The following is a 4595-nucleotide window of genomic DNA, read 5'->3' as shown; positions in this document are numbered from 1 at the left end:
GTCGAACATCGAGAAGCCGTCGGGAAGCCCTGCCGCGGTGAAGTTGCCGGCCAGGCGATTGCCCGTTGCGTCGGTCAACGAAAACAGCTGCTCCTTCTTGAGGCTGCGCAGGGAGTGGCTGCCGACGGTCTCAACCAGCTCCTTGAGATCGTTCTCGGCATAGGTCGCGGCGACGACCGCGTAGGTTTCCTTGATGGTGTCGTCGAGCCGCTCGGCAAGATCGGCGCTCATCATCTGGTAGACGATGGCGCCAGACAGGACGAAGGCCAGCACGAACAGGAAGGCGAAGGTCAGGGCAAGCCGGAATGGCGTGCTGCGCAGCAGGCGGGACCAGGTTCCGGTCATGGCGCGTGCAGGCTGTAGCCGGTGTTGCGGACGGTGTGGATGAGTTGGGTTTCGAAGGGCTTGTCGACCTTGGCCCGCAGCCGGCTGATATGGGTCTCGACGACGCTGGTCCTGGGATCGAAATGAAAATCCCAGACCCGCTCCAGAAGCATGGTGCGGGTGATGACGCGGCCTTCGCCGCGCATCAGCACTTCCAGCAAGCTGAACTCCCGCGGCTGCAGGTCGATTGGCTGGCCCCGCCTCGTGACGCGGCGCATGATCAGGTCCATTTCGAGGTCGGCGACCCGTAGGACGGTTTTCTGCTCCTGCGCCGCCGGCCGCCGGCCAAGCGCGTTGATGCGAGCGAGGAGTTCGGAAAAGGCGAAGGGCTTGACCAGATAGTCGTCCCCGCCGGCCTCGAGCCCCTCGACGCGGTCGTCGATGCCGCCGACGGAGGTGAGGAAGATCGCCGGCGTGCGCACGCCGGCGGCGCGCACCGCCTTGACCATCGACAGGCCGTCGAGACCGGGGATCATCCGATCGGCGACGATCACGTCGTATTTGCCCCGGGTCGCCGCGAACAGCCCGTCATGGCCGTTGCGCAGGAGATCGCAGACATGGCCGGCCTCGGTCAGTCCCCTGACGATATAGTCGGCCGTCCTGTGGTCGTCCTCGACGAGAAGCAGTCGCATGAAAGGTCCGGTCCGTTGCCGAGATGGACAGGCTATCACCGGCACGGGCTTGTTCCTAGGATGTCACGAAGGCGCAGGGATGGTGGCGCTAGAACGTTCACGATTGGCCGAAGCGGTGGGGTTTTCGGCAATTGTCAATGCTAGCGCATCCGCCCTGCACCTAGTCCAGGTCCAGCAACAGTTCATCGGCTTCGTCGGTTGTCCCCTTCAGGGTCATGTGCAGGACGAGCGCAATGATACAGCCGAGGAAGAGCAGGCTGGTGAAGATGGTGCCGAAGCCCAGGCCGCCATGCCTGGCCGATCGCGACAGCAGGTCACCGAAGGAGGCGCCGAGCGGCCGCGTCAGGATATAGGCGAGCCAGAAGGCCAGGATGCCGTCGAGATTGAGCAGCCAGTAGGCCAGCACGATGAGCGCGATGGCGCCGCCGAACAGCAGGCCTGTGGTGAGGTAGCCCATGTCGAAGCTTTCGGCGACGAGATCGCCGGCGGCGGTGCCGAGCGCGAAGGTCAAGAGGATCGCCAGCCAGTAGAAGATTTCGCGCCTGGTGGTGAAGATGGTGTGGATCGACAGCGTCCGTTCGCTGGCGTACCAGACCGCGAATGTCGCGGCGAGCGCAACCGAGAAGGCGATGGTCGTGGTCTGCAGGCGCACGCCGAAAGTGTCGACGAGATTGTCCGTCACCAGGGTGCCGACGATGCTGATCAGCACCACCGCCAGCCAGTAGGCCCACGGCACGTAACGCTTCTGCGCAAACTGCAGGACGAGGGCAGCGATCAGGATGCCGGTCATGATCAGCGAGGTGACGGTCAGCCCAAGCCCGATCGTGTCGGCAAAATAGTCCGCCGCGGTCTCGCCGGTGGTGACCGCCATCAACTTGATCACCCAGAAATCGAGAGTGACGTCGGGAACTCTGTTGTGGCTCGGTGGGGCGGGTTGTTGCCTGTTGGGCGCGAGCATGGCTGAAGTCCTGAGGTCGACGGTTGCGGCGGTGGCGATCCGCGCAGCGTAAGCAAACGAGTTCACGCCGGCCTGTCCGGCGGCATACAAATTCGTAAGAATGGACGTGGGCCGCGCAAAGTCCTTTACGAACGCCCGGCGCTGCGCCGATAGAGGGCGTGCGCCTTTCATCCGCCATCAATGTCATGCCCATTGCTCACGGGCACTCGTCAGTGCCCCAGGAAACACCAAATGACCTACGCTACCCTCAAGCCGGTTTCCCAGGCCTTCGACCAGCGCAAGCGCCTGATCTTCGTGCGGGTTGCGGCGGCGCTGGCGGTGTTGCTGCTGTTTCTCACCAAGCCGGGGCTGAGCGAGGGCTCCGACGGGCACGAAACGCTCGAATTCTTCGGCTTTTGCCTGGTGCTCGTCTGTGTCGTCGGGCGGCTGTGGAGCATTCTCTATGTCGGCGGCAAGAAGAACGAGGAACTGGTCTCGACGGGACCGTTCTCGACCACGCAGAACCCGCTCTATTTCTTCTCGACGGTCGGCGCGGTCGGCATTGGATTGCTCTACGGCTCGCTGATGACGGCCGTGGCGCTGGGCCTTGCCAGCTTTTTCATCTTTCGCGTCACGGCGCGCAAGGAAGCCGAATTTCTGCTCGGCAAGTTCGGCCCAGCCTATCTTGCCTACACCAAGAGCACGCCCCGGTTCTGGCCAAACCCGCTGCTCTACCGCGACGATGACGAACTGCAGTTCTCGACGCGGGCTTTGAAGCGCACGTTTTTCGACGGGCTCTATTTCCTCGCCATCTTCCCGGCCATCGAACTGGTCGAGCATTTCCGGGCGACCGGCATGCTGTTTCCGGCCTTCGTCACGCTCTACTGATCAGCTGGCTCTAGCTGCCGAGCGGATGCGGCATGTAGCCGACGAAGCCTGATATCTTCCAGCTTCCGCCGACCTTGCTGCAGAAATACAGCGTCTGCCATTTCAGCCGGTCGACGCTGCCGTCCGCCTTGGCGACCGAGCCGTCGAACTTCTTGTGCAGCACGGCGCGGTCGCCGTCGACGTCGATGTCTCGCATGTTGGTGACGCGAAACAGCGCCTCGCGCAGCGGCTCGGCGAATTTGGTCGCCGCCGTCTCTTTGGCCTGGCGCAGCCATTCGTCGCGATAGACTTCGAGCCTTGGAAACTGCAGCCGCCAGGCGTCGGCGTTGTGCAGGAAATGCGCATGCATGCCGAAGAAACTCTCGGCGACGAAATCGTCCTCGACCATGGCCCAGTCCTGGCCGATGAAGGCGTCGATGTCGCGCCGCACCAGCATTTCCCAGAGCGCGTGGCGATCGGCATCGCCTGATGGAAACGGGTTCTTGTCGTAGGTCATTGCTGCTGTCTCCGCTCTGGCAAATCCGTCTATGCGGTGCGGCTTCCAAGCCGCCCGTCAGCGCGTACGATGCAAGGGCTCTTGTAATAAAGCAACGCAGATTTCCAAGAATGTTGCTTTCCAACAAGGCCCCTATGAGGATCGGCCGGATCGGCGTAAATGTCGATCGAAGCGGGCGCTGCAATGGCACCCCGTCCTGTCATCAGAGGAGGCTTGTCCCTTGCCGAAACAGTGTTTTGGAACGTCGCATGTGCCGTTGTCGCCCGCCGTGCGGGCAGGCGATCTCGTCTATGTCTCGGGCCAGGTTCCCGTCGGCAGCGACGGCATCGTGGTCAAGGGCGGCATATCGGAACAGACCGAGCAGGTGCTCGCCAACGTCAAGGCCGCGCTGGCGCTGGCCGGCTGCACCATGGACGATGTGGTGAAGACCACCGTGTGGCTGGAAGACGCGCGCGATTTCGGCGCCTTCAACGCGGTCTATGCCAGGCACTTTCCGAAGAACCCGCCGGCCCGCACCACGGTCGAATCGCGGCTGATGATCGATATCAAGATCGAGGTCGAGGCGGTCGCCTATCGGCCTCTGTAAGCAAAGCAACGAGCGGAGGTTACTCCATGCAATTCGACCTCCTGCTGAAGGGCGGACGGCTGATCGATCCGGCCGCTGGCCTCGACGCGCTGCGCGATGTCGCCATCGCCAATGGCCGCGTTGCCGCGGTCGACGCCGATATCCCGGCGGACAGCGCCGCGCAGATCGTCGATGCCGGCGGCTGCATCGTCACGCCGGGCCTGGTCGACCTGCACAGCCACGTCTATTGGGGCGGCACGTCGCTTGGCGTCGATGCCGACCGGCTGGCCGCCAAGAGCGGCACCACCACCTTCATCGATGCCGGCAGTGCGGGCGCCGGCAATTTCCTCGGCTTCCGCCGCCATGTCATGGAGCGCTCGAAGGTTCGCATCCTGGCCTATGTCAACATTTCCTTTGCCGGCATTTTCGGCTTCTCGCAGACGGTGTCGGTCGGCGAGTGCAGCGATCTCAGGCTCTGCGAACCGCGCGAGGTTGTGGCTGCGGTGCGCGAGCACCGCGATGTCGTGGTCGGCGTAAAGGTTCGCTCGGGCAAGCATGCCGGCGGCACCAGCGGCATCGCGCCGGTGGATCTGGCGCTGGAGGCCGCCGACCAGGCCGGCCTGCCGCTGATGGCGCATATCGACGAACCGCCGCCCGGCCGCTCGGAAGTGCTGCCGCGCCTGCGCAAGGGCG

General features: G+C 63.7%; 6 protein-coding genes and 1 pseudogene. 3 read left to right on the top strand and 4 right to left on the bottom strand.

All coding sequences use genetic code 11. The annotated features are described in order from the left end of the window. The 3 genes and pseudogenes from ENZ75_RS21925 to ENZ75_RS21915 form a co-directional block, all read right to left on the bottom strand. Positions 1-345, bottom strand: a pseudogene (locus ENZ75_RS21925) (two-component sensor histidine kinase); the annotation flags it as partial. Continuing rightward, positions 342-1016 (bottom strand): winged helix-turn-helix domain-containing protein, encoded by a 675-nt coding sequence (locus ENZ75_RS21920; RefSeq protein WP_013528748.1) that lies wholly within the window; start codon positions 1014-1016, stop codon positions 342-344. The pseudogene ENZ75_RS21925 and the gene ENZ75_RS21920, both read right to left, overlap by 4 nt. A gap of 160 nt (positions 1017-1176) precedes the next feature. Beyond that, positions 1177-1974 (bottom strand): hypothetical protein, encoded by a 798-nt coding sequence (locus ENZ75_RS21915; protein WP_063170407.1) that lies wholly within the window; start codon positions 1972-1974, stop codon positions 1177-1179. A gap of 231 nt (positions 1975-2205) precedes the next feature. On the opposite strand from ENZ75_RS21915, the gene ENZ75_RS21910 reads away from it, so the two are divergent. After that, positions 2206-2841, top strand: a complete 636-nt coding sequence (locus ENZ75_RS21910) for an isoprenylcysteine carboxylmethyltransferase family protein (protein ID WP_063169592.1) — start codon at positions 2206-2208, stop codon at positions 2839-2841. Between the two features lie 10 nt (positions 2842-2851). Here ENZ75_RS21910 and ENZ75_RS21905 read toward each other — a convergent pair whose 3' ends face one another. Further along, complete coding sequence (locus tag ENZ75_RS21905) at positions 2852-3337, bottom strand: hypothetical protein (RefSeq protein ID WP_027162851.1); 486 nt, start codon at positions 3335-3337, stop codon at positions 2852-2854. A gap of 220 nt (positions 3338-3557) precedes the next feature. Here ENZ75_RS21905 and ENZ75_RS21900 point away from each other — a divergent pair, with 220 nt between their 5' ends. Then, positions 3558-3923, top strand: coding sequence for a RidA family protein (locus tag ENZ75_RS21900; RefSeq protein ID WP_063169591.1), 366 nt, complete (start codon positions 3558-3560; stop codon positions 3921-3923). Between the two features lie 26 nt (positions 3924-3949). Then, the coding region (locus tag ENZ75_RS21895; protein ID WP_348630619.1) for an amidohydrolase family protein at positions 3950-4595 on the top strand (646 nt) is incomplete at its 3' end.

Origin of the sequence: Mesorhizobium sp. M7A.F.Ca.CA.002.04.1.1 (genome assembly GCF_004022805.1) — a bacterium.
GTDB lineage: Bacteria > Pseudomonadota > Alphaproteobacteria > Rhizobiales > Rhizobiaceae > Mesorhizobium > Mesorhizobium ciceri.
This window is presented reverse-complemented; position numbering and strand designations above follow the sequence as displayed.

Excerpts from the sequence above, each read along its gene's own strand:
- ENZ75_RS21910 (WP_063169592.1), top strand. The coding sequence starts at position 2,206 with ATGACCTACGCTACCCTCAAGCCGGTTTCCCAGGCCTTCGACCAGCGC.
- ENZ75_RS21915 (WP_063170407.1), bottom strand. The coding sequence starts at position 1,974 with ATGCTCGCGCCCAACAGGCAACAACCCGCCCCACCGAGCCACAACAGA.
- ENZ75_RS21905 (WP_027162851.1), bottom strand. The coding sequence starts at position 3,337 with ATGACCTACGACAAGAACCCGTTTCCATCAGGCGATGCCGATCGCCAC.
- ENZ75_RS21920 (WP_013528748.1), bottom strand. The coding sequence starts at position 1,016 with ATGCGACTGCTTCTCGTCGAGGACGACCACAGGACGGCCGACTATATC.